This is a genomic window from Falsiroseomonas sp. CW058 (genome assembly GCF_050563535.1).
Taxonomy (GTDB): domain Bacteria; phylum Pseudomonadota; class Alphaproteobacteria; order Acetobacterales; family Acetobacteraceae; genus Falsiroseomonas.
On record NZ_JBNXUO010000019.1, the window covers coordinates 17351 to 39172 of the forward strand.

26 protein-coding genes are annotated in these 21822 nt (G+C 72.5%); 13 read left to right on the forward strand and 13 right to left on the reverse strand.

Annotation, left to right across the window (positions count from 1 at the left end):
- Positions 1 to 58: 58 nt before the first annotated feature.
- The 9 genes from ACK8OX_RS15590 to ACK8OX_RS15630 form a co-directional block, all read right to left on the reverse strand.
- Positions 59 to 574 (reverse strand): F0F1 ATP synthase subunit B, encoded by a 516-nt coding sequence (locus tag ACK8OX_RS15590; protein WP_430665111.1) that lies wholly within the window; start codon positions 572 to 574, stop codon positions 59 to 61.
- 10 nt (positions 575 to 584) lie between these two features.
- A complete protein-coding gene (locus ACK8OX_RS15595) occupies positions 585 to 1094 on the reverse strand; it encodes a F0F1 ATP synthase subunit B' (protein WP_430665112.1) in 510 nt (169 codons plus the stop codon).
- Positions 1095 to 1185: 91 nt separating this feature from the next.
- Positions 1186 to 1410, reverse strand: coding sequence for an ATP synthase subunit C family protein (locus ACK8OX_RS15600; protein WP_027284881.1), 225 nt, complete (start codon positions 1408 to 1410; stop codon positions 1186 to 1188).
- Between the two features lie 74 nt (positions 1411 to 1484).
- Positions 1485 to 2243, reverse strand: coding sequence for a F0F1 ATP synthase subunit A (locus ACK8OX_RS15605; protein WP_430665113.1), 759 nt, complete (start codon positions 2241 to 2243; stop codon positions 1485 to 1487).
- A 21-nt stretch (positions 2244 to 2264) separates the two neighbouring features.
- On the reverse strand, positions 2265 to 2585 hold the full coding sequence (locus ACK8OX_RS15610; RefSeq protein ID WP_430665114.1) for an AtpZ/AtpI family protein: 321 nt from the start codon (positions 2583 to 2585) through the stop codon (positions 2265 to 2267).
- A gap of 133 nt (positions 2586 to 2718) precedes the next feature.
- The gene (locus tag ACK8OX_RS15615; protein WP_430665115.1) at positions 2719 to 4623 is read right to left on the reverse strand and encodes an ABC transporter ATP-binding protein; all 1905 of its coding nucleotides are present in this window, start codon (positions 4621 to 4623) and stop codon (positions 2719 to 2721) included.
- The gene (nhaA, locus tag ACK8OX_RS15620) at positions 4620 to 5828 is read right to left on the reverse strand and encodes a Na+/H+ antiporter NhaA (protein WP_430665116.1); all 1209 of its coding nucleotides are present in this window, start codon (positions 5826 to 5828) and stop codon (positions 4620 to 4622) included. Before nhaA ends, ACK8OX_RS15615 begins: the two co-directional genes overlap by 4 nt.
- 133 nt (positions 5829 to 5961) lie before the next feature.
- Positions 5962 to 6246: a hypothetical protein gene (locus tag ACK8OX_RS15625; RefSeq protein ID WP_430665117.1), complete on the reverse strand. Its 285-nt coding sequence runs from the start codon at positions 6244 to 6246 to the stop codon at positions 5962 to 5964.
- 90 nt (positions 6247 to 6336) lie between these two features.
- Positions 6337 to 6819, reverse strand: coding sequence for a peroxiredoxin (locus tag ACK8OX_RS15630; protein WP_430665118.1), 483 nt, complete (start codon positions 6817 to 6819; stop codon positions 6337 to 6339).
- 146 nt (positions 6820 to 6965) lie between these two features.
- Between ACK8OX_RS15630 and ACK8OX_RS15635 the strand changes: the two genes are divergently transcribed.
- The 3 genes from ACK8OX_RS15635 (at position 6966) to ACK8OX_RS15645 (ending at position 9286) form a co-directional block, all read left to right on the forward strand.
- Positions 6966 to 7568: a YqgE/AlgH family protein gene (locus ACK8OX_RS15635; protein ID WP_430665119.1), complete on the forward strand. Its 603-nt coding sequence runs from the start codon at positions 6966 to 6968 to the stop codon at positions 7566 to 7568.
- A 46-nt stretch (positions 7569 to 7614) separates the two neighbouring features.
- Positions 7615 to 8505, forward strand: coding sequence for a DMT family transporter (locus ACK8OX_RS15640; RefSeq protein WP_430665120.1), 891 nt, complete (start codon positions 7615 to 7617; stop codon positions 8503 to 8505).
- A gap of 88 nt (positions 8506 to 8593) precedes the next feature.
- A complete protein-coding gene (locus tag ACK8OX_RS15645; protein ID WP_430665122.1) occupies positions 8594 to 9286 on the forward strand; it encodes a class I SAM-dependent methyltransferase in 693 nt (230 codons plus the stop codon).
- Here ACK8OX_RS15645 and ACK8OX_RS15650 read toward each other — a convergent pair.
- Genes ACK8OX_RS15650 through ACK8OX_RS15665 form a run of 4 tightly spaced genes read right to left on the reverse strand, consistent with a single transcriptional unit; the run spans position 9231 to position 13205 of the window.
- Entirely contained in the window at positions 9231 to 10172 is a 942-nt protein-coding gene (locus tag ACK8OX_RS15650) for a metal ABC transporter permease (RefSeq protein ID WP_430665123.1), read from the reverse strand. The two genes, ACK8OX_RS15645 and ACK8OX_RS15650, sit on opposite strands and share 56 nt — an antisense overlap.
- Positions 10169 to 11461 (reverse strand): metal ABC transporter permease, encoded by a 1293-nt coding sequence (locus ACK8OX_RS15655; RefSeq protein ID WP_430665124.1) that lies wholly within the window; start codon positions 11459 to 11461, stop codon positions 10169 to 10171. Before ACK8OX_RS15655 ends, ACK8OX_RS15650 begins: the two co-directional genes overlap by 4 nt.
- A complete protein-coding gene (locus ACK8OX_RS15660; RefSeq protein WP_430665125.1) occupies positions 11458 to 12219 on the reverse strand; it encodes a metal ABC transporter ATP-binding protein in 762 nt (253 codons plus the stop codon). Before ACK8OX_RS15660 ends, ACK8OX_RS15655 begins: the two co-directional genes overlap by 4 nt.
- Complete coding sequence (locus ACK8OX_RS15665; RefSeq protein WP_430665127.1) at positions 12216 to 13205, reverse strand: metal ABC transporter solute-binding protein, Zn/Mn family; 990 nt, start codon at positions 13203 to 13205, stop codon at positions 12216 to 12218. Before ACK8OX_RS15665 ends, ACK8OX_RS15660 begins: the two co-directional genes overlap by 4 nt.
- 184 nt (positions 13206 to 13389) lie before the next feature.
- Here ACK8OX_RS15665 and ACK8OX_RS15670 point away from each other — a divergent pair, with 184 nt between their 5' ends.
- The 10 genes from ACK8OX_RS15670 to ACK8OX_RS15715 all read left to right on the forward strand — a co-directional run bounded on the left by ACK8OX_RS15670 (position 13390) and on the right by ACK8OX_RS15715 (position 21822).
- Positions 13390 to 13722, forward strand: a complete 333-nt coding sequence (locus ACK8OX_RS15670) for an ArsR/SmtB family transcription factor (RefSeq protein ID WP_430665128.1) — start codon at positions 13390 to 13392, stop codon at positions 13720 to 13722.
- 267 nt (positions 13723 to 13989) lie between these two features.
- Positions 13990 to 14874: a cytochrome c oxidase subunit II gene (gene coxB, locus ACK8OX_RS15675; protein ID WP_430665129.1), complete on the forward strand. Its 885-nt coding sequence runs from the start codon at positions 13990 to 13992 to the stop codon at positions 14872 to 14874.
- A 40-nt stretch (positions 14875 to 14914) separates the two neighbouring features.
- Complete coding sequence (ctaD, locus tag ACK8OX_RS15680) at positions 14915 to 16507, forward strand: cytochrome c oxidase subunit I (protein WP_430665130.1); 1593 nt, start codon at positions 14915 to 14917, stop codon at positions 16505 to 16507.
- A gap of 72 nt (positions 16508 to 16579) precedes the next feature.
- Entirely contained in the window at positions 16580 to 17530 is a 951-nt protein-coding gene (locus ACK8OX_RS15685) for a heme o synthase (protein ID WP_430665131.1), read from the forward strand.
- Positions 17530 to 17667 carry a hypothetical protein gene (locus ACK8OX_RS15690; protein WP_430665132.1) on the forward strand — a complete coding sequence of 46 codons (138 nt, stop codon included), beginning with the start codon at positions 17530 to 17532 and terminating at the stop codon, positions 17665 to 17667. The genes ACK8OX_RS15685 and ACK8OX_RS15690 overlap by 1 nt, the downstream gene beginning before the upstream one ends.
- Positions 17668 to 17691: 24 nt before the next feature.
- Positions 17692 to 18321, forward strand: coding sequence for a cytochrome c oxidase assembly protein (locus ACK8OX_RS15695; protein WP_430665133.1), 630 nt, complete (start codon positions 17692 to 17694; stop codon positions 18319 to 18321).
- A 172-nt stretch (positions 18322 to 18493) separates the two neighbouring features.
- Positions 18494 to 19330, forward strand: coding sequence for a cytochrome c oxidase subunit 3 (locus ACK8OX_RS15700; protein ID WP_430665134.1), 837 nt, complete (start codon positions 18494 to 18496; stop codon positions 19328 to 19330).
- A 91-nt stretch (positions 19331 to 19421) separates the two neighbouring features.
- A complete protein-coding gene (locus ACK8OX_RS15705) occupies positions 19422 to 19640 on the forward strand; it encodes a hypothetical protein (protein ID WP_430665135.1) in 219 nt (72 codons plus the stop codon).
- A gap of 20 nt (positions 19641 to 19660) precedes the next feature.
- Complete coding sequence (locus tag ACK8OX_RS15710; RefSeq protein WP_430665137.1) at positions 19661 to 20332, forward strand: SURF1 family protein; 672 nt, start codon at positions 19661 to 19663, stop codon at positions 20330 to 20332.
- Positions 20329 to 21822: a carboxypeptidase M32 gene (locus ACK8OX_RS15715; RefSeq protein WP_430665138.1), complete on the forward strand. Its 1494-nt coding sequence runs from the start codon at positions 20329 to 20331 to the stop codon at positions 21820 to 21822. Before ACK8OX_RS15710 ends, ACK8OX_RS15715 begins: the two co-directional genes overlap by 4 nt.

A 21822-nucleotide genomic window follows, 5' to 3' on the forward strand; every position in this document is an offset into this window, starting at 1 on the left:
GAAAACGGGGACCCTTTCGGGTCCCCGTCCGGTGCCCGGCGCCCTGGGGCCGGCTGTCTCAGGCGGCGCGGAGCGCCCGCGGCAGGTCGGCCACCGCGCGGTCGATCAGCGCGGCGTCGGCTTCGGCGGTGACGGTCTGCGCCAGCACCTCGCGCGCGGCCGTGGCGGCGATCTCGGCCGCCGCGTGGCGGACCTCGTTCACCGCCCCGGCTTCCGCCGCGGCGATGCGGTCGAGCGCCATGCGCTCGCGCCGCTGGGCCGCGGCCTCGGCCTCGGCCGTGGCGGCGGCGGCGACGCGCGCGGCTTCGGCGCGGGCGCGGGTCAGAAGCTCCTCCGCCTCGCGCAGGGCCGCGGCGCGGTCGGCTTCGGCCTGGCGCAGCATCTGCTCCGCCTCGGCGCGCAGCCGCGCGGCCTCGTCCAGTTCCGCCCGCACGCGCGCGGCGCGCGCATCGAGCAGGGAGGCGATGACCGCCCAGCCCTTCCGCGCCGCGAAGGCGATGAAGATGACGAAGGAGACCGCGACCCAGAACTTCGGGTCGAGCCAGAAATGCGCGTATCCGTGGTGTTCGCCCATTTCCCTCTCCTCAGCCCTGCGCCGCCGCGCCGCGGGTGCGGAGCGCGTTGGCGACCGCGGCCTCCACCGCTTCCGGCCGCGCCGTCACGCCGAGCCGCGCGACGAGAGCGCCGGTGGTGTCGGCCGCCACCTGGCGGATGGCGCCCATCGCGGCGTCGCGGGCGGCGGCGATGCGGGCATCGGCCTCCTCGACCTGCCGCGCCAGGCGTGCGGCGAGTTCGTCGCTGCGGGCCTGCGCCTCGCCCTGGCTCTGCTGCAGGGCCGAAGCGATGGCCGCCTGCGCCTCGGCGCGGGCGCGGGCGGTCGCCTCGCGATGCGCCGCCATCGCCGCGTCGGCCTCCGCCTTGGCGGCGCGCGCGGCGTCGAGGTCGCCCTCGATGCGGCGGCGGCGCTCGTCGAGCACGCCTTCGACGCGCGGCAGCGCGTAGGCGGCCAGCACGTAGTACAGCAGGCCGAAGATGATCAGCAGCCAGATGATCTGGGAGATGATCAGCGGGTTGCTGAAATCGAGCTGCGGCATGGCTCTCCTCTCCTTGCTCACGCCAAGGCGCGCCGCGGTGTCCCGCGGCGCGCCTGCTCAACCCTGGGCCGACGGAACCGTCGGCGCCGGATCAGGCGAAGAGGATGAGGAAGGCGATCAGCAGCGCGAAGAGCGCAACGGCCTCGGTCAGCGCGAAGCCCAGGATGCCGATCGGGAAGACCGCGTCACGGGCCGCCGGGTTGCGCGCCACGCTGTTGATCAGCGAGGAGAAGATGTTGCCAATGCCGAGACCGACGCCGAACAGCGCGATCACGGCAATGCCGGCCCCGAGGGCCTTCGCGGCAGCGACTTCCATGGTGGTATCCTTCCGTCAGACTACTGGTGGTTGATCTGTCCGAGCCCTTGCCCGCACCCAGGTCACGTGGCTGGTCAGTGCAGGTGCACGGCGTCGTGCAGGTAGATGCTGGTCAGGATGGCAAACACGTAGGCTTGCAGCAGCGCGACCAGGATCTCGAAGCCCACGATCGCCACGTTGGTGGCGAGCGGCAGGACCGCGATGAAGGGCCCGACGGCGCCGAGGCCGCCGAGCAGCACGATGAAGGTCGCGAAGACCTTCAGCAGCACGTGCCCCGCCGTCATGTTCGCGAACAGACGGATGGAGAGGCTGACGGGCCGCGAGAGGTAGGAGATGACCTCGACCGGGATGATGATCGGCGCGAGCCAGAGCGGCGCGCCCTCGGGGAAGAAGTAGCCGAGGAACTTCCGGCCGTGCAGCGCGAAGGCGACCACCGTGATCAGCACGAAGACGATGAAGGCGAGCGCGAAGGTCACCGCGATGTGGCTGGTGAAGGTGAAGGCGTAGGGCAGCAGCCCCAGCAGGTTGCCCACCAGGATGAAGCTGAACAGCGCGAAGACGAAGGGCACGAACCGCTTGCCCTCGTGCCGGCCGACCTGGTTGCCAACCAGGTCGTCGATGAACTCGTAGATCATCTCGGCGAGCGACTGCAGGCGGCCCGGCACCACGGCGCGGCGCGCCATGCCGTACATCATCAGCGCGGTGATGATGCCCACCGCCAGCAGCATGTGCGCGTTGGACTGCGTGAAGCCGACGGATGCGCCGACCCTGCCCAGCACCGGCACCAGCTCGAACTGCCCGAGCGCGTCGATCGTCTTGCCTTCGGCGGCCACTGTGCAATCCCCCGGGCCGCGTCAGCGCGGCGGTGTTGATCCCGGCGCTTCCGGTGGCTCGCTTCGCCGCGGGCTGAACAGACGATAGACGTTCATCACCCCGGCCGCGCTGCCCAGCACGAAGAACACCAGGAAGAGCCACGGCCAGGTGCCGAGCCAGCGGTCCAGGAACCAGCCGACCCCGATACCGACGACGAGCGCCGAGACGACCTCGGTCCCCGCCCGGAACCCCAGGCCCCAGCCGCCCTGCGGCAATTGCCCGGAACCGCCCGGCTTGGGATCCATCCCTTGCCGCGCCCGAGCCTGCCGCAACCGCTTCTCGAAGCCGTCCTGTTCCGCCACGCGCCCCTCCCCGCGGTTCTCCGCCCGGAAGGCGGCCCGCTCCTACGGCGCGGGGGGGCCGGTGTCAAGGCGAGGACGGCGGTGCAGCATGCGCCGCGCAGCCCCTTTCCCGCCCGCACCGGCGCCCGCGCGCTCAACCACCCACGAAACCGCCCGACTGCATTCGCCACAGCCGGGCATAGGCGCCGTCCGCCGCCAGCAATTGGGCATGGGTGCCGGATTCCGCCACCCGCCCGTCCTCCAGCACCACCAGCCGGTCCATCCTTTGCAGGGTGGACAGGCGATGCGCCACCGCGATCACCGTCTTGCCGGCCATCAGGCGTTCCAGGCTTTCCTGGATCGCCGCCTCCACCTCCGAATCGAGCGCGCTCGTCGCCTCGTCCAGCACCAGGATGGGTGCGTCCTTCAGCAGCACGCGGGCGATGGCGATGCGCTGGCGCTGGCCGCCGGACAGCTTCACCCCGCGTTCGCCCACATGCGCGTCGTAGCCGCCGCGGCCGCGCCAGTCCGACAGCGCCGTGATGAAGCCATGCGCTTCCGCCCGGCGGGCGGCGTCCTCCACCTCGGCCTCGGTCGCGTCGGGGCGGCCGTAGCGGATGTTGTCGCGGATCGACCGGTGCAGCAGGGCGGTGTCCTGCGTCACCACCCCGATCGCGCCGCGCAGGCTCTCGGCCGTCGCGGCCGCGATGTCCTGGCCGTCGATCAGGATGCGCCCGGCCTCGGGGTCGAAGAAGCGCAGCAGCAGGTTGATGGCGGTGGTCTTGCCCGCGCCGGAATGGCCGACCAGCCCCACCCTCTCGCCCGGCGCGACGGACAGGTCGAAGCCGTCCAGCACGCCGGCCTTGCGGCCATAGGCGAAGCGGACATGCTCGAAGCGTATCGCGCCGCGGGTGACGGCCAGGGGCTTCGCCCCCGGCGGGTCGGGCGCGGTCGGGGGCACGGCGATGCTGCCCATCGCCTCCTGCACCACGCCGATGTTCTCGAAGATGCCGGCGACGTTGAAGGCGACCCAGCCCGCGATGTTCACGATCTGCCAGGCCATCGGCAGGGCGGCCGCCACCATCGCCAGCGGGATCTCGCCCCGCGACCACAGCCAGATCGCAAGCGCGGCGTTGGCCACCAGCAGGCAGGCGTTCAGCGTGGACAGCAGCAGTCCGTTCAGCGTCACCAGCCGGGTCTGGGCGGCGAAGTCCCTCGTCAGCCGCTCCATCCCCTCGCGCACATGCGCGTCCTCCTGCTCGGCGCGGGCGAAGAGCTTGACGGTGACGATGTTGGTGTAGCTGTCCACCACGCGGCCGGTGAGCTGGCTGCGCGCCTCGCTCGCCTTGCGCGCGCGGTCGCGCATGCGCGGCACCATGACGCGCAGCAGCGTCGCGTAAAGCACGAACCAGACCAGCATCGGCACCGCTAGGCGCAGGTCGGTCGAGGCCAGCAGCACCACCGCCCCGGTGCCGTAGACCAGGATGTACCAGACGGCGTTGACGGACTGCACCACGCTCTCGCGCAGCGCCGGGCCGGCCTGCATCACGCGGGTGGCGATGCGGCCGGCGAAGTCCTCCTGGAAGAAGGACCAGCCCTGGCGGATGACGTGCCAGTGGCTCTGCCAGCGGATCATCGCGGTGACGGCGGGGATGATCGCCTGCTGCGTCACCAGGTTCTGGCACAGGATCGCCAGCGGCCGGCCCAGCAGCAGCACGGCGGCCATCGCCGCCAGCGCGCCGCCGGCTTCCGCCCAGACCGCCGCCGGCCCGTGCGCCTCCAGCAGCCCGACCACGCGGCCGATGAAGACGGGGATGGTGAGGTCGAGCAGCGCGACCGCCAGCCCGGCCAGGAACAGCAGCGCGAAGACCGCGCGCGACTGCCGCGCGAAGTGCCAGTAGAAGCCCAGCAGGCCGGCCGGCGGCGGCGCCTCCGGCACCGGCACGCCAAGCCAGCGCGCCGCGGGGGTGCCGGGCGGCGCGACCGGGTCGATCGCGGTCTCGAACAGGCGGAAGGGCGACATGCGGCGCAGGACGCGCCGCGCGGCGCCCGGCGTCAACCGCGGGACGTCGCGGCGGCCGGCGCCGCGACGTCCCGCGGGGCGACGCGCAGCACCGCGTATCCGGCCAGCCCCGCCAGCAGCGAGCCCACCAGGATGCCGATCTTCGCCTGGTCCTGCAGCGCCTCGGCCCCCGGGAAGGCCAGCAGGGCGATGAACAGGCTCATCGTGAAGCCGATCCCGCAGAGCAGCGACACGCCCAGCAGCTGCCCCCACCCCGCCCCCATCGGCAGGTCCGCGAGGCCCGCGCGGATGGTCAGCGCCGCCGCCCCGAACACGCCCACCAGCTTGCCGAGGAACAGCCCCGCCGCGACGCCGATCGTGACCGGCTGCGCCAGCGCCGCGGCGCCGAGGCCGAGCACGGAGACGCCGGCATTGGCGAAGCCGAAGACCGGCACGACGAGGAAGGCGACCGGCCGGTGCAGCGCATGTTCCAGGATGTGCAGCGGCGAGGTCGCGTCGTCCGGCCGCCCCGGCGCGGGCCGCAGCGGGATGGTCAGCGCCAGCACCACGCCCGCGATGGTCGCGTGCACGCCCGACCGCAGCACCAGCACCCACAGCACGAGCCCGAGCAGCAGGTAGGACGCGAGCCGCATCACCCCGAGCCGGTTCATCGCCGCCAGCACCGCCGCCACCGCCGCCGCGCCGGCCAGGTCCGGGCCCGAGATCCCGGCCGTGTAGAACACCGCGATGATCACCACCGCGCCGAGGTCGTCGAGGATGGCGAGCGCGGTCAGGAACACCTTGAGCGAGACCGGCACCCGCGGCCCGAGCAGCGACAGCACGCCGAGCGCGAAGGCGATGTCCGTCGCGCTCGGGATCGCCCAGCCCGCCGCCGCCCGCGGGTCGCCGAGGTTGAAGGCGAGGTAGATCGCCGCCGGCACCGCCATGCCGCCGGCCGCCGCGATGCCCGGCAGCGCCCGGCGCGACCAGGTGGAGAGCTGCCCGTCCAGCACCTCGCGCTTGATCTCGAGACCGACGAGCAGGAAGAAGACCGCCATCAGCCCGTCATTGATCCAGTGGCCGAGGCTGAGCGGGCCGATATAGGCCTTGAGCGCGCCGAAATAGGCGGGCGCGAGCGGCGAGTTCGCCACCGCCAGCGCCAGCGCGGCCGCCCCCATCAGCACCAGCCCGCCGGAGGCCTCGTTGTCCAGGAAGGCGCGCATCGCCGAGGTCGGGCGGCGGGTCGCAAGCGGCTCGGCCATGTCGGGGTCCCGGTGCGGAGAGGGGGTGCCGTGTCGGCGCCGGACAGATGGCGGCCTGCCGGCCCGCCTGCAACGGCCGCGGCGCCGGCGGGATGCGAGTTCCCGAAGGTGTCGTCCGGCCCCGCCGGGCGGCTCAGCGCGCCCGCTTCGCGCCCTTGCCGAGCGCACGCATGTTGGCGGCCACCCGCCGCTGCGCCGGGCGCAGCGCGGCAGCCGCCACCAGGTCCGGCCGGGCGCCCTGCATCGCGGCGAGGCCGGCCGCGACGGCGCCCTGCGCGAAGGCCTTCTGCTTCTCCGCCGCCATCTCGGCCAGCGTGGCGGCGGCGGTGGCGGGTTCCGCCCAGAGCTGCGCGCTGCGCAGGGTGAAGACCCAGCCGGCCTGCCAGGCGAACAGGGCGTAGGCGGCGGGGTTCTTCACGATGCGGCTGCTCCGGTCATGCGCCGGTGCCGCCGGCGCTCGCTCGGGGCGCAAGCGCGCGAGGCGCGCGCCCGCCCCCCGGACGCGGCATCACAGCGCGGCGAGCACGGCCTCGGCCTTCGAGACCTCGAAGGCGCCCGGCGCCTCGACCGCCACATGCGTCACCACGCCGTCCTTCGCGACCAGCGCGAAACGCTGGCAACGCAGGCCGAGGCCGCGCGCCGTCAGGTCGAGCTCGAGCCCGAGGGCCTTCGTCAGCGCGGCGGAGCCGTCGCCCAGCAGCGCCACCTGGTCGGTGATGCCCTGGTCCTTGCCCCAGGCGCCCATGACGAAGGCGTCGTTCACCGCCATGCAGGCGACCAGGTCGACGCCCTTGGCCTTCAGCGCCGCGGCATGGGTGACGAAGCCCGGCAGGTGCTTGGCGGAGCAGGTGGGCGTGAAGGCGCCGGGGACGCCGAACAGCACGGCGGTGCGGCCGGCAAACAGCTCGTCCAGCGCGACCTCCTTCGGGCCCTCGGCGGTGGCCTGCATGACCTTCACGGACGGGATGCGGTCGCCAACCTTGATCGTCACGATGGTCTTCCCCCTGGTTTCCTGGAAGGGTCGCGTCTAACGCGGAACGGCCGCCGGCGTCCATGCGTCCCGAGGGGTTGTTTTCGCCGCGCGCAACCGCGGCGCGCTTGCGGCGTCTCCCCACCGCCTCCATCTTGCAGGGCGCCATGGGTCGTCACGCCTCGCCATCCTTCGCCGCATCGGGCCCCGCCGGGGAAGGCTACCTGGCGGGCCAGCTGCTGGTGGCCATGCCGGCCATGCAGGACCCGCGCTTCGCGCGCAGCGTGATCTGCCTCTGCGCCCATTCGGCGGACGGGGCGATGGGCATCGTGCTCAACAAGCCGCTGTCGGGGCTGAGCTTCGACGAGCTGCTGAAGCAGCTCAACCTCGACCCCGTACCGCCGCAGCGCCGCATCCGGCTGCTGGCCGGCGGCCCGGTGGAGGGCGGGCGCGGCTTCGTGCTGCACACCGCCGACTGGGAGACGGAAGGCAGCCTGCGCGTGAACCCCGACATCGCGCTGACCGCCAGCATCGACATCCTGAAGGCGATTGCCGGCGGCGGCGGCCCGCGGGAAGGGCTGCTCGCGCTCGGCTATGCCGGATGGGGGCCGGGGCAGCTGGAGAGCGAGATCCAGCAGAATGCCTGGCTGAACGTCACGCCCGACGAATCGCTGCTGTTCGCGCGCCAGCCGGACCAGCTGTGGCGCCAGGCGCTGGCCAAGCTGCATGTGGACCCGGCACTGCTGAGCGACACCGCCGGCCACGCCTGACCCGCCCGGGCTGGACGGGCGCGCGCCGGCTGCCATGCTGGGCGGCATGTCCCGCGTGCTGCAGGGCGTGCTGCTGCAACTCGCGGCGCTCGCCTTCTTCGTCACCATGGATGCGCTGCTGAAGGTGCTGGTGGCGTCCCACCCGGTGCCGCAGCTGATGTTCGTCCGCTTCTGCTTCCACGTCCTGCTGGTGGCGGTGGCGGTGCGGCTGATCACCGGGGGGCTGCCCTTCCGGTCCCGCGCGCCGGTGCTCCAGACGCTGCGCAGCCTGTCGCTGGCGGCGGCGAATGCGGCGCTGAGCGTGGCGCTGATCCACATCCCGCTGGCGGATGCCACGGCGGTGTCCTTCGCCGCGCCGGTGCTGACCGTCGCGCTGGCCGCGCTCTGGCTGGGGGAGAGCGTGTCGCCGCGGCGCTGGGTGGGGGTGGCGCTGGGGCTGGCCGGGGTGATGGTGGCGCTGCGCCCCCCCTTCCTGACCGGGGAGCCGCTGCACTGGGCCATGCTGCTGCCACTGGTCACCGCCGCGATGAACACGGTCTACCAGCTGCTGACGCGCCGGCTTTCGGCGATCGACGACCCGCGCACCACCTTCCTGCACACCGGCATCGCCGCGGCGGCGGTGACGGGGCTGGCCCAGCCCTTCGTCTGGCAGCCGGTCGCCGCCTGGGACTGGCCGCTCTTCGCCGCGCTCGGCCTGCTGGGCGGGCTCGGCCACTGCCTGCTTGTTCTGGCCTTCGCCCGGGCCCCGGCCTCGGTGCTGGCGCCGATGTCGTATACGCAGCTGGTCTGGGCGGGGCTGGCGGGGGTGCTGGTCTTCGGCGACTGGCCGGATGGCTGGACCCTGCTCGGCGCGGCGATCATCGCGGCGGGCGGGATCCTGGTGGCGGTCCCGGGGCGGCGGTCCGGGGCGGGGCAGGCGGGGGACCCGGCATCGTGAAACCCGCGGCGCAACGCCATTGTCAGGAACCGGCTTGCGCGGCAACCCCATAAGGGACTAGCCCTGCCCCCGACCCCGGGCCGCAGGCATGAACATCCGAACCAACACCCCCGACCGCGACCACCCCCGCGCCGTGCTCGACGCCGACAGCGTCCGCGATGCATACCGGCGCTGGGCGGGAGTCTATGACGCGGTGTTCGGCGGCGTCTCCGCCTTCGGCCGCCGCCGCGCCGTGGCGGAGGTGAACCGCCTGCCCGGCACCCGCGTGCTGGAAGTGGGGGTGGGCACCGGCCTCGCCCTGCCGCGCTACCGCGGCGACAAGCGCGTGGTCGGCATCGACCTCTCGCGCGAGATGCTGGAGAAGGCGGCCGAACGCGTGCGGGAGGAAAGGCTGGGCCATGTCGTCGGCCTGGCCGAGATGGACGCGGAGAAGATGGCCTTCGCCGACGGCGCCTTCGACATCGCGGTGGCGATGTTCACCGCCTCCGTCGTGCCGAATGCCCGGACGCTCTACGCCGAGATGTCGCGGGTGGTGCGCCCTGGCGGGCACCTGCTGTTCGTGAACCACTTCGCGGCCGAGGACGGGCCCCGCTGGTGGGTGGAACGCGCCATGGCGCCGCTGTCGCGCCTGCTGGGCTGGCACCCGGATTTCGCGATGCGCGACCTGCTCGACCCCGCGGTGGAGCAGGTGGAGGCGATCGAGCCCTGCCAGCCGGCCGGGCTGTTCACCCTGGTGCGGGTGCGGAACCAGCCGCTGGGCGCCCTCGCGGCAGCTGCCTGAACAGGGCCGCCGCCGCCACCACCAGCCCGCCCAGCGTGCCGATCACCCCTGCCGCGTTCAGCGACAGGTCGAGCCCGAGTGCGGCCGGCACCGGCCCGGCCAGCGCGTAGCCCACCGCGCCGATCGCCGCGCCCAGCGCCGCGCCGCCCAGCACCTGCGTGCCGTAGCGGTCCGTCATCAGCCGCAGCGCCGCCGCCGGGCAGACCAGCATCGCCACCACCAGGATCGAGCCCACCGCCTCGAACGCCGCCACCGCCGCGGCGGCGACCAGCAGCGCCAGCGCCAGTTCCAGCGCGCGGGACGGCAGGCCGAGCGCCGCGGCATAGCCGGGGTCGAAGCAGATCAGCTTCAGCGGCCGCCACAGCGCGGCGACAGTTGCCGCCACCACCGCCCCCACCCCCGCCAGCAAGCCGAGCTGGCGCGGCAGTTCCGCCAGCGCCGCCGGGTCGGCCAGCGCGGCGGGGGATGTGCCGGCGGTCCAGACCAGCGTTTCCAGCTGGCCGAACAGCACGCAGTCGAGGTCGAGATCGACGCTGCGCGCGCCCGTCACCTCCAGCAGCACCAGGCCGACCGCGAAGAAGGTGGTGAAGACCGCGCCGATCGCGGCGCCGGGGTCGAGCCGGGCAGCACGCTGCACCAGCACGATCAGCACCACCGCCAGCAGCCCCGCCGCCAGCGCGCCCGCCAGCATCGGCAACCCGCTGCGCGCGCCCGTCACCGCGAAACCCAGCACGATGCCCGGCAGCACCGCATGGGACAGCGCATCCCCGATCAGCGATTCGCGCCGCAGCACGAGGAAGGAGCCGAGCAGCCCGCAGGTCGCCCCGGCCATCAGCGCGGCCAGCAGGGGCGGCAGGTCGAGGGTGAGGAAATCCTGGACGGTCATGGCCCCTTCCTTCCCACCGCATGCGGGCTGGCCGGCAGGGCGGAGGGTTCCGGCAGCAGCCGCGCCGCCATCTCGGGCGGCAGCCCGTGCTCCACCAGGTCCGCCATCCGGTCGGCCGAGGCGATGTCGGCCGCGCCGGCCGCCAGCAGGTGGTGCTCCACCGCGCGATGGGCGCGAACCGCGCGGCGGGCGGCGCCGGCGCCGCGGGGGGTGAGGTGGACATGCCCCTCGGCCCGCGCCACCAGGCCGCGCCGCGCCAGCCAGAAGGCCAGCCGCCGCGCCTTGGCCGGGCGCCAGCCGCGCGCCGCGGCCACCGCCTCGATGCTCGCCCAGCGGTCGCCCGCGGTGCCCGGGCCGGCGCCCGCGGCTTCCTGCGCTTCCCAGGCGGCGCGGAGGAAATGCTCGGTGTCGGCCGAAAGCCGTCGGCGGAGATGCAGCCAGGCCCGCGCCAGAAGCCCACGTTCCGGCGCCAGCAGCAGCGCCAGCGTGAAGGCCGCGGCGCCGGCCAGCACCACCGCCGCCCCGGTCGGCACCTCGGGCCGGATCGCGGAAACCCAGGCGCCGCCCGCCCCGCAGGCCGCGCCGATCGCCGCCGAGAGCAGCAGCATCCGCGGCAGCCGGTGCGTCAGCAGCCGCGCGGTGGCCGCCGGCAGCACCAGCAGCGCCACCACCAGGATCAGGCCCACCGCCTGCAGCCCCGCGACGCAGACGGTCACCATCAGCCCGAGCAGCAGCAGGTCCACCCGCTGCACGGCCAGGCCCTGGACGCGGGCGAAGTCGGCATCGAAGCAGGCGGCGCGCAGGCGCTGGAAGGCGGCCAGCACCACCACGAGGCAGGCGCCCGCCACCGCCGCCGCGATCAGCGCATCCTCCGCGCGCATGGCCGCGGCCTGGCCCAGGATGAACTTCGACAGCCCCGCCTGCGCCGCCCCCGGCATCGTCTGCAGCCAGGACAGCAGCGCGACCCCGAGCGCGTAGAAGGACGACAGCACGATGGCGATCGCCGCATCCTCCCGGATGCGGCGCGTGCGGGCCAGCGCCTGCACCGCCAGCACGCCCGCGACCCCCGCCGCGGCGGCGCCCGCCAGCAGCGGCGGCAGCGCGCGCGGGTCGCCGCCCACCGCCGCGACCAGCAGCGCCGCCAGCGCAACCCCCGGCAGCGCCGCATGCCCCACCGCATCCGCCACCAGCGCCCGCCCCCGCAGCAGGGAGAAGGCGCCGACCGTGCCGGCCGCGATGCCGAGCATGGCGCAGCCCAGCAGGACGACGGCGGTGTTGTAGGGGATCATGTGCCCCCCGCCGCGGCCCCGATGCTCGCCTGTTCCAGCAGGGCGAGCCGCGCGCCGTAGGTCGCGCCGATGGCGGCGGGCGTGAAGGCCTCGGCCACCCGGCCCGCGGCGAAGACCCGCGCGTTCAGCAGCAGCACGCTCTCGAAATACTCGGGCACGGTGCCGAGGTCGTGATGCACCGCCACGACATGCCGCCCCCGCTGCGCCAGGTCGCGCAGCACCGCGACGATCGCCTGTTCGGTCGCGGCATCCACCGCGGCGAAGGGTTCGTCCATCAGCACCAGGTCGGCATCCTGCGCCAGGGCGCGGGCGAGAAAGACGCGCTGCTGCTGCCCGCCCGAAAGGCGGCCGATCTGCCGCCCCGCGAACTCCGCCATCCCCACCTGGTCGAGCGTGGCGCGCGCCGCATCCCGGTGGCGCCGCGGCACCGGGCCCCACCACCGCATCCGGGGGTAGCGGGCCATGCAGACCACGTCGAGCGCGGTGGCCGGGAAGTCCCAGTCCACGCTGGCGCGCTGCGGCAGGTAGCCGACGCGGTCGCGCACCTCGTCGAGCGGGCGGCCGAAGAAGCGCACCTCGCCCGACAGCGCGGGCACCAGGCCGAGCGCCGCCTTCAGGAGCGTGGACTTGCCCGCGCCGTTCGGCCCGACGATGGCCGTCAGCCCCGGCGGCGCCGCCCAGGTGACGTCCCAGACCGCCGGCCTCTCCCCGTAAGCAACGGTGAGGTGGGAGACCGAGAGCGGCGCCGGCCGGCTCATGCCCCGAGCCGCCCGTTCAGGCCCCGCGGCGGCACGCGGCCGCCGAGCGCGCGGGCGATGGTGGTGACGTTGTGGTCGATCATCCCCTCGTAGCTGCCCTCATAGGTGCCGGGACGGCCCATCGCGTCGGAGAAGAGGTTGCCGCCGAGCGCGACGCGGTGGCCGCGCGCGCCCGCGCCCTCGATCAGGGCGCGCACGGCGCGGTCGGGGACGGAGCTTTCGGCGAAGACGGCCGGCACGCGGCGCTCGGCCAGCTTGCGGACCAGCGATTCGATCGCGGCGAGGTTGGCTTCCGATTCGGTGGAGATGCCCTGGATGCTCTCGATCTCGAGCCCGTAGCGGGCGCCGAAATAGCTGAAGGCGTCATGCGCGGTGACCAGGACGCGGGCGGTCGCGGGGATGCTGCCGATGGCGTCGCGGGCATAGGCGTCGAGGCGCGCGCAGCGGGCGCGGAAGCGGGCGAGGTTGTCGGCGAAGGCCTCCCGCGCGTCGGGCGCCATGCGCGAGAGCGCCTGCTCGACCGCGCCCGCCGCCTCGGCCCAGAGCGTCGGGTCCATCCAGACATGCGGGTCGGCGGCATCGGGGTAGTCCGGGTTGGCGCGCAGCCTGTCCCGCGGGAGGGATTCGGCCATCAGCACCACCGGGCGGCCGGCGGCGCGGACGCGCTCCAGCACGTCGCCCATGCGGCCTTCCAGGCGGTGGCCGTTGCCGAAGACGGCGTCGGCGCCGAGCAGCCGGGCGATGTCGGAGCGCGTCGGGCGGAACAGGTGGGGGTCCACGCCTTCGCCGATCAGCGTCTCGGCGCGGATGCGGCCTCCCGAGACCTCGCGCACCACGTCGCCCACCATGGCGACGGTGGCCAGGACGTTGCGCGGCACGCGCGCGGCGGGGGGGGGCTGCGCGGCGGCGGCGGCCGGCAGGACGGGGGCGAGCGCGGCGGCGAGGATCGCGCGGCGCGTCGGCTGGATGCATGAACGCCTGTTCACATGTACTCCTGTCGAAGCGTGTGGACTGTTCAGCTGTTCATCTGTGCGTGTATTCAGATGTTCATGGAAAATCAGATACTTGGCTTTCCGGCCATCTGTGGTCGGGCCTGCCCGCGCGTCAAGGCCGCTGGACGCGGCGGCGCGGCGGCGTGATCCTGCGCGGCGGGGCTGGCAGGGCAGGGCGATGGGCGCGCGGGAGAGGATCGGCGAGGACCAGGTGGTGGAACTCGCCGAGATGTTCCGGCTGATGAGCGACCCGACGCGGCTGCGGATCATCCTCTCCTGCCTCGACGCGCCGGTTTCGGTGGGGGACATGGCGGAGGGGTTGGGCATCTCCGCGTCGCTGGTGTCGCACCACCTGCGCCTGCTGCGCGCCGCACGGTTGTTGCAGGCGGACCGGCGCGGGCGGCAGGTTTTCTACGTGGTCGGCGACAGCCACATCCGGTCCATGCTGACGGACATGGTGGACCATGTCGCGGAGGGCGAGGCGGAGTCGGAGCAGGCCCCCGGCGGATGAGGCCTTCCTGCGCTGTCAGGGAAGCATCCTCAGGGGGTTAACCCGTGTTAAGTCCCTCGGCCTGACTTGCATCAATGCCGCCCTGCATCACTTGTGCAGCGCAGGGGCGGCTTCTATAGGTCGCCGGGCGACGCGCCCGGCCGCTGCGGCGGGAAGGGCGCGCGTGCGGCCCGCCGGCCTGCCGCGGGTTGGGGAGCGTATTTCGGGGCGCGGCGACGCGCCGGACGGGACGACAGGATGCTGCAAGTGATCGCTGCGCTACGGCGAATGACGGCTCGGCTCTCCGGTGCGGCGGGCCTCGGGCTTCTCGGGCTCGTGCTCGCCTCGGGCGCCGCCCTGGCGCAGGGCGCGCCGATGCTCGGCGCGCCGCAGGAATGGGGGATGGGGCTGCAGGCCTCGGGCGGGCCCATCAAGGACGCCATCTCCTCCTTCAACACGCTGGTCTTCTGGATCATCGTGGCGATCACGATCTTCGTGTTCATCCTGCTGGTCTATGTGGTGTGGAAGTACCGGGCCGAGGCGCATCCGACCCCGTCGCGCACCAGCCACAACACGGTGCTGGAGATCGCCTGGACGGTTGTGCCGGTGCTGATCCTGGTGGTGATCGCGATCCCGTCCTTCCGCCTGATCTACTACCAGGACCGCGCGGTGGACGCGGACATGACCATCAATGTGCAGGGCCGGCAGTGGTACTGGCACTATGCCTATCCCGACCACGGCGCCTTCACCTTCGACAGCTACCCGGTCCAGACGGCCGAGCTGCAGGCCGGCCAGATCCGCAACCTGTCGGTGGACAACCCCCTGGTGATCCCGGTGGGCGCGAGCATCCGCATCCTGACCACCGGGCAGGACGTGATCCACAGCTTCTTCGTCCCCTCGCTCGGCGTGCAGAAATACACGATCCCCGGCCGCACGCTGGAGACCTGGATCCGCGCCGACCGGCCGGGCGTCTATTACGGCCAGTGCAACCAGATCTGCGGGGTGAACCACTGGTTCATGCCGATCGAGGTTCGCGCCGTCCCGCGCGAGGAGTTCGAGGCCTGGACCGCGCAGGCGCGCACGCGCTTCGCCGAGGGGCTGCCCCCGGGCCCGCCGCCTTCCGCGCTCGCCGCGCAGCCGGCGCCCCTGAACGTCGCCGAGGCGCGCCGGTAAGGCGCGCCCGGAAGCTCAACCGAGAAGCGGACACATCCCGATGGCGACCTCCGCCCACGCTCACGACGACCATCACGACCACAAGCCCGGCTTCGTGGCGCGCTGGCTGTTCAGCACCAACCACAAGGACATCGGCACGCTCTACATCGGCCTGGCGCTGCTGGCCGCGCTGGTGGGCATCGGCATCTCGCTGCTGATGCGCATCGAACTGCAGCAGCCGGGGATGCAGATCTTCGCCGACGGCCAGATGTGGAACGCCTATGTGTCGGCCCACGGCCTGATCATGGTGTTCTTCGTGATCATGCCCGCGCTGATCGGCGGCTTCGGCAACTGGTTCGTGCCGATCATGATCGGTGCGCCGGACATGGCCTTCCCGCGCATGAACAACATCAGCTTCTGGCTGCTGGTGCCGGCGCTGCTGATGCTGTCCGCGTCGCTCTTCGTGGGCGAGGGGCCGGGCGGCGGCTGGACCATCTACCCGCCGCTGACCGACAACACCTACCACCCCTCCATGGCGCTCGACCTCGCGCTGTTCGCGCTGCACCTGGCCGGCGCGAGCTCGATCCTCGGCGCGGCCAACTTCATCACCACCATCTTCAACATGCGCGCGCCCGGCATGACGCTGCACAAGATGCCGCTCTTCGTGTGGTCGATGCTGGTCACCGCCTTCCTGCTGCTGCTGTCTGTCCCGGTGCTGGCCGGCGCGATCACCATGCTGATCACCGACCGCAACTTCGGCACGGCCTTCTTCGACCCCGCCGGCGGCGGCGACCCGGTGCTGTTCCAGCACCTGTTCTGGTTCTTCGGCCACCCTGAAGTCTACATCATGATCCTGCCGGCCTTCGGCATCGTCAGCCACGTCGTCTCGACCTTCTCGAAGAAGCCGGTCTTCGGCTATCTCGGCATGGCCTATGCGATGGTGGCGATCGGCTTCGTCGGCTTCATCGTGTGGGCGCACCACATGTTCACCTCCGGCATGGATGTGGACACGCGCGCCTACTTCATGGCGGCGACGATGGTCATCGCGGTGCCGACGGGGGTGAAGATCTTCTCCTGGATCGCCACCATGTGGGGCGGTTCGCTGAAGCTCGACACGCCGATGCTCTTCGCGATCGGCTTCATCTTCCTGTTCACGGTCGGCGGCGTCACGGGCGTGGTGCTGGCGAATGCGGGCATCACGCAGATCCTGCACAACACCTACTACGTGGTGGCGCATTTCCACTACGTGCTGTCGCTCGGCGCGGTGTTCGGGATCTACTGCGGGATCTACTACTGGCTCGGCAAGATGTCCGGCCGCCAGTATCCGGAGAAGCTCGGCCGCATCCACTTCTGGCTGACCTTCGTCGGCGTGAACCTGACCTTCTTCCCGATGCACTTCCTGGGCAACCAGGGCATGCCGCGGCGCTACCCGGACTATCCGGATGCCTTCTCCGGCTGGAACCTGATCGCGTCCTTCGGGTCCTACATCTCCGTCGCGTCCTTCCTGATGTTCTTCTACGTCCTCTGGGTGACCTTCACGAAGGGCGAGAAGGCGGCGGCGAACCCGTGGGGCGAGGGTGCGACCACGCTCGAATGGCAGGTCAGCTCCCCCCCGCCCTTCCACACCTTCGACGAGCTCCCGCGCGTCCGCTGACGCGCGGCGGGTGACGGGCCGCGCGGACCCCGCAAGGGGGCCGCCGGCCAGCCTCCAGACGAGGACGCCACCATGTCCGGTGCGACGATCGACAACGGGGGGGCGCAAGCCCCCCTTTCCACGTCCCAGGCCGCGGACCTGTCCGAGGTGCGCGACTGGATCGCCCTGCTGAAGCCGCGCGTGATGACGCTGGTGGTGTTCACCGGCATCGTGGGCATGGTGGTGGCGCCCGATGCCATCCACCCCGTGCTCGGCGTCGCCGCCATCCTCTGCATCGCGATCGCGGCGGGCGCGGCGGGCGCGATCAACATGTGGTACGACCGCGACATCGACGCGCTGATGCGCCGCACGGCGCGCCGTCCCATCCCCTCCGGCCGCATCGCGCCGTCCTCGGCGCTGGGCTTCGGGCTGACGCTGTCGGTCGCCTCCGTCACCGTGATGGGGCTGGCGACGAACTGGGTGGCGGCCGCCTGGCTCGCCTTCTCCATCGCCTTCTACGTCGTGGTCTACACGATGTGGCTGAAGCGCCGCACGCCGCAGAACATCGTCATCGGCGGCGCCGCGGGCGCCTTCCCGCCGGTGATCGGCTGGGCGGCCGCGACGGGCGAGGTGACGCTGCTGCCGCTGATCCTCTTCGCCATCATCTTCATGTGGACGCCGCCGCATTTCTGGGCGCTCAGCCTCTGGGCGCATGGCGACTACGCGCGCGCCAAGGTCCCGATGCTGCCCGTCACCGCGGGGGCGAGGGAGACGCGGCGCCAGATCCTGTTCTACACCGCGGCCCTGCTGCCGGTGACGCTGGCGCCCTGGTTCGTTGGCTTCAGCGGCCTGCCCTATGCCGCGGTCGCGGCGACACTCGGCGCGGTGTTCCTGTTCCACGCCATCCGCATCCTGCGCGAGCCGCAGGACGAGGCGGGGCGGAGCCTGGCGAACGACGCCGCGGCGCGCGCCACATTCCGCTACTCGCTGTGGTACCTCTTCGCGCTGTTCCTCGCGCTCGCGATCGACAGGCTGGCTCTCTGATGACCCCCGAGGAGAAGGCCACCTTCGAGAAGCGGCGCCGCGCGCGCAACTGGGCCATCATGCTGACGCTGCTCGGCCTCGTCGTGCTGTTCTACCTGGTCGCGATGGCGAAGTTCCCGCGCAGCCTTCTCGGCTGACCGCCGCCATCCTACATCCCGGCCATGGACACGACCCGACAGCAGCAGATCAGCCGGCGCAACCGTCGCACCGCCGCCGCCGCCTTCACGGTGGTGGCGGGCATGGTCGGCCTCTCCTTTGCCGCCGTGCCGCTCTACGACCTGTTCTGCCGCGTCACCGGCTACAACGGCACGCCGATGGTCGGCACGCAGCGCCCCGACCAGGCGGGCGACTTCGTGGTGACGGTGCGCTTCAACGCCAACACCCAGCCCAACCTTCCCTGGCGGTTCGAGCCGGCGCAGCCTTCCGTCCAGCTCCGCGTGGGCGAGGAGGGGATGGGCTTCTACCACGCGCGCAACCTCTCCGCCGCGCCGGCCACCGGCATCTCCACCTACAACGTCACGCCCGAGGTGGTGGGCAAGTATTTCCACAAGACCGCCTGCTTCTGCTTCGAGGAACAGACCCTCGCGCCCGGGCAGGAGGTGGACATGCCGCTGGCCTTCTGGGTCGACCCGCGCATCGCGACCGATCCGAACACGCGCGGCATCCGCACCATCACCGTGAGCTACACCTTCCACCGCAGCCTGCACGATGCCGAACGGTCCGGCGCGCTGGCCAGCGCCGGGCCGCATGTCGGCCGGCAGGGCGCCGCGGCGCCCGCCGCGACGCGCTGAGCCGCGCCGGGCGGCACCCGGCCGCGCCGGCCTGCCCGCACCCACCTGCCTGCGCCGGGGCTTTTCGGTGCGCCGCGCACTTGAAGAACGCGGCCTTTTCGGGGATTGATGCGTTGGAACCGTAAGGCGGGCAAAGTCCCGCCGCGATGACACGCACCGACCAGGATCAGCGATGGCAAGCCACGGCGAGACGGGCGCAAGCCCCTACAAGCATCCCTACCACCTCGTGGAGCCCTCGCCCTGGCCCCTGCTGGGTGCCTTCTCCGGTGGCGCGCTCGTGCTCGGGATCATCCTGCTGGCGCATAACGGCACCTGGTGGATGCTGGCGCTCGGCCTGGTGGCGACGCTGGCGACGATGTTCTTCTGGTGGCGCGACATCATCCGGGAAAGCCGCACCCCGGGCCTGCATTCCTCCGTCGTGCGGCTCGGCCTGCGCTACGGCATGGTGCTGTTCATCGCGTCCGAGGTGATGTTCTTCGTCGCCTTCTTCTGGGCCTTCTTCCACTTCGCGCTGTTCCCCGAACATGTCTCGGGCGCGACGACGCCTGCCTGGCCGCCGAAGGGCATCCTGACCTTCGACCCCTGGCACCTGCCCTTCCTGAACACGATGATCCTGCTGCTGTCCGGCTGCACGGTCACCTGGGCGCACCATTCGCTGCTGAACAACGACCGCAAGGGGCTGATCCAGGGCCTTGCGCTGACGGTGTTCCTCGGCGCCTGCTTCACCGCGCTGCAGGCGAAGGAGTACATGATCGCGCCCTTCGGCTTCACGGGCGGCATCTACCCCTCCACCTTCTACCTCGCGACCGGGTTCCACGGCTTCCACGTCCTGGTGGGGACCATCTTCCTGGCGGTCTGCCTTTTCCGTGCCATCCGCGGCCACTTCACGCCGGAACGCCATTTCGGCTTCGAGGCCGCGGCCTGGTACTGGCACTTCGTGGACGTGGTGTGGCTGTTCCTGTTCATCTGCATCTACTGGTGGGGCGCGGGCGAGATCGCGCATCACTGACCGCCCCGGCGTGACCGACAGGACAACCCCGCCTGCGCAAGCCGGCGGGGTTGTTGCGTTCCGGGGGCACCGTCTGGATGGGAGCGGGGGGATGAGACGGGTGCTGATTGCCGCGGGCGTGGGGACGCTGGCGCTGCTGGTCGCCGCGGGCAGCGGGCTCGGCGCAACCTGGGTGCTGGCCGCGGCGGCGATGGGAGGGGGCCTTGGCTGGTACCTGGCAACGCCGCAGCGCGGGCGGGCGGGCTTCACCGGCGATGCCGGCCCGGGCGACCCCGGGGATGGCGGCGGGGACGGTGGCGGAGACGGCTGAGGCTTGATACTCGGGCAGGGATGAAACGCCCCCTGCTGGTCGCCACGCTCGCATCCCTGCCCGTGCTGGCAATCCTGGTGTTCCTCGGCACCTGGCAGGTGCAGCGCCTCGCCTGGAAGAACGACCTCATCGCGCGCATCGCGGCGAGCGAGGCAGCACCCGCCGCGCCGCTGCGCGACCCGCCGGAAATGCTGGCCAAGGTCCGCGTCGCCGGCCGGTTCGACCATGGGCGGGAGGCGCTGGTCGGGCTCGAGGTGCGCGGCCCCGTGCTCGGCGCCCGCCTCGTCGTGCCGCTGCTGCGCGAAGGGGCGCCGCCGGTCCTGGTCGACCGCGGCTGGGTCCCGCTGGAGCGCAGCCAGCCCATCGCCCGGCCCGAAGGGGAGGTGACGGTCGAGGGCTGGGTGCATCCCGGCGACAGGCCGAACCCCTTCTCCGCCCGCGACGACACGGCCGGCCGCCGCTTCTTCACCTTCGACCCGCCCGCCATCGGCGCCGCGCTCGGCCTGCCGGGGGTGGCGCCCCATGCTGTCGTCGCGCTCGGCCCCGGGACTGGGGGGCTGCCGGATCCCGCGCGCACGCTGCCGCGACCGACGAACAATCACCTCGGCTATGCGATCACCTGGTACGGCCTGGCGCTGTCGCTGCTGGGCGTGCTGGCCGCCTTCGCCCTGCGACGCCGGAAGGATGCATGATGCCCGACAATGCCGCCTATGCCCGCCTGAAGGCCCGCTTCGCCCGGATCGGCGCGCTGGGGGAGGCCGCGGGCATCCTGCACTGGGATGCCAGCGCGATGATGCCGCCGGGCGGCGGCAATGCCCGCGGCGAGCAGCTCGCCGCCCTGGCCGGCGTGCGGCACGAATTGCTGACCGCCCCGCAGGTCGCGGACGACCTTGCGGCGGCGGAGGCGGGGGACGAGTGGGACGCCGCCAACCTCGCCCTGATGCGCCGCGCCCATGCCCGCGCCACCGCCCTGCCGGTGGACCTGGTCGAGGCCTGCGAGCGCGCCAATTCCGCCTGCGAGAAGGTCTGGCGCCAGGCGAAGCAGGATGCCGACTTCGCCAAGGTCGAGAAGCTGCTGGCCGAGGTGCTGCGCCTCCAGCGGGAGGTGGCGGGCGCGCTCGGCGCGCGGCTCGGGCTCGATCCTTATGACGCGCTGATGGACGGCTACCAGCCCGGCGTGACGGCCGCCGATGTCGCGCCGGTCTTCGCCGCCTATGAATCCTGGCTGCGCGAGGCGCTGCCGCGGGCCGAGGAGATCCAGGCCCGCCGCGGCCCGCCCCTCCCGCTCGACGGACATTTTCCGGTGGAGGCGCAGCGCGCGCTCTGCCGGGAGATGGCGGAACGCGTGGGGCTGGAATTCAAGCATGCGCGGCTCGACGAATCGCTGCATCCGTTCTGCGGCGGCAACCCGTCCGATGTGCGGATCACCACCTTCTACGACGAGGCGAACCCGGCGAAGGCGCTGCTCGGCGTGCTGCACGAGACGGGGCATGCGATGTACGAACGCGGCCTGCCGGCCGGCTTCGCGCGCCAGCCGGTGGGCGAGGCGGCGGGGATGGCGGCGCATGAGTCGCAGTCGCTCATCGTGGAGATGCAGGCCTGCCGGTCCGACGCCTTCCTGGGCTTCCTCGGCGGCCGGCTGCGGGCGGCCTTCGGCCTCGGCGCGAAGGTCGCGGCGCCGGCGAATCTGGCGAAGCTCTGGCGCCGGGTGGAGCGCGGCTTCATCCGCGTGGATGCCGACGAGATGACCTACCCCGCCCATGTCATCCTGCGCTTCCGCCTGGAACGCGCGATGATCTCGGGCGAGCTGGAGGTGCGGGACCTGCCGGGCGCCTGGGCCGAGGGGCTGCGCGCGCTGCTCGGCATCGTGCCGCCGGACGACGCGCAGGGCTGCCTGCAGGACATCCACTGGCATGACGGCGCCTTCGGCTACTTCCCCGCCTATACGCTGGGTGCGATGGCGGCGGCGCAGCTGATGGAGGCGATCAAGGCCGACGTGCCCGAACTCGACGACATGCTGGCCGAGGGCGACCTGTCCGCGATGATGCGCTGGTTGAACCTGAACCTGCACGGGCAGGGCGCGCGGCTCGGCTTCCAGGACCTGCTGCGGCACGCGACGGGCCGGGCGCTCGACCCCGGCTGCTTCACCGTGCATCTGGCGCGGCGCTACCTGGACGGGTAG